1 protein-coding gene is annotated in these 1,532 nt (G+C 40.7%); it reads right to left on the bottom strand.

Features of this window, described 5'->3' with window-relative positions:
- Positions 1-252: 252 nt before the first annotated feature.
- Entirely contained in the window at positions 253-1,419 is a 1,167-nt protein-coding gene (locus CYK16_RS10560; RefSeq protein WP_101776982.1) for an IS30 family transposase, read from the bottom strand.
- Between the last annotated feature and the right edge of the window lie 113 nt (positions 1,420-1,532).

Below are 1,532 nucleotides of genomic sequence, written 5' to 3' on the forward strand. Positions count from 1 at the left end.
GGTAAATTCCCAAACTAACTTCCACCGTTAATCCAAGTGGAAGTTAGTCTGATAAAGATCCTAAAAACCAGTGGAAATCCGTGTCAGGGTAAGTTCCATTGGTTTTACTAATGCTTGATTTTATTGCTTTTGTAACCAAAATGAATCGAAAAAAAGAGCGCACAAAATCCCCTCATCTGAAAGCGTTTCAGATTAAGTTCCGCTATGGTGGAAGTTAGTGTGAGACGTTTGAATGCGGTTAAAGGTTAGCCTTTAGAACTTATGTTGGAGTAATGTAGACGACTGACAGACGTCTTCTGCAGGTATTTTAGAAATGCCGAGAAGTTTAGGAATTTCTTCTCCATAGGTAAATGCAAAGAGCTCATAGGCTGACTTTCCATTCAAAGCAGCACGTTTGACGCTGTTGACATGAGAACAAACGAGATTGATGTCCTCTTGAGTTAAGTTGTCAAAGGAAGTTCCCTTAGGTAGAATGTCGCGAATCAGTGTGTGATTTTTCTCAATTCTCCCTTTCTGGTCAGAGCGATTAGGGTCACAAAAGAAGAGTTTACACTCTCCTCGCACATCCATTTCGATATCATCTACCCTGGCAAACTCTCCACCATTATCGGTAAGAATGACAGGGAAGAGTTGGAAGAAATCTTTGTCAGCTTGGTGAAGAGTGTTCTTGATGTCATAGAGGTGTTTGGTAACCTCAAGGGCAGTTTTATTATCCAGAAGCCTAGCGAAGATAAAGTTACAGAAAGATAAATTGAAGGTGAGTAGGACTTTACCTCCCATTCTGCCCATAACCGTATCCATTTCCAGCCAAGAGTCTAGTTGATTCAGTGCTAAATAATTTAGGAAATCTTCATAGGAACGTCCTTTTTTAGCTTCTTTAGGGATGGAAGGTAGTTTACTTTTCCGTCTTTCTTTGAATTTAACGGCTCTGGCTAGGTCAATAGGAGCGATAGATAGGTATCCTTTTCGGATGTGCCGATAGACGGTTGAGGAGCTGACATCAAGGTTATGAGTTTTGAGGATATGATAGATGTGTTGTCCCTTTTTAACCCCATCAGAAATGACTTTGTCCATTTCCCAGAAGGTCTTGGAATTGAGGGGAGTTCCTTCACGAGCTTCGACAAGAGTTTGTTCGTATTGTTTTTGAGCTTGTTTAGCGAGGTAGAAGATCTTTTTATAGCCACAATTCTGTCTTCTTTTAGGGCATCCATTACAGACAAAGGGAGCTTTGTCGAGTAGAGGGCAAGGAAGGTTATCGCATGTAGACTCTCGGACTTGTCTGTTTCGTTTGACTTCTTTGGAAACAGTAGTTGGGTCTTTTAGAATGGATTGTCCGATAGCTTTGAAGGTTTCACCGCGCTCTAAGCCTAGTTGGATATCATTACGGTCTGAAAGGGTAAGGTGTTTATGTTTTGTCATAGTGAGCCTCATTTCTAACTCAAACGTCTCATACTTAATTCCACCATAAAAATCCGTTTTAGACTAATTTCCACTTTGGTCAGGCAAGTGGAAGTTACTTTGAGAAATTACCA

Origin of the sequence: Streptococcus oralis subsp. dentisani, assembly GCF_002860905.1 — a bacterium.
GTDB classification, from domain to species: domain Bacteria; phylum Bacillota; class Bacilli; order Lactobacillales; family Streptococcaceae; genus Streptococcus; species Streptococcus oralis_BA.

Excerpts from the sequence above, each read along its gene's own strand:
- CYK16_RS10560 (WP_101776982.1), bottom strand. The coding sequence starts at position 1,419 with ATGACAAAACATAAACACCTTACCCTTTCAGACCGTAATGATATCCAA.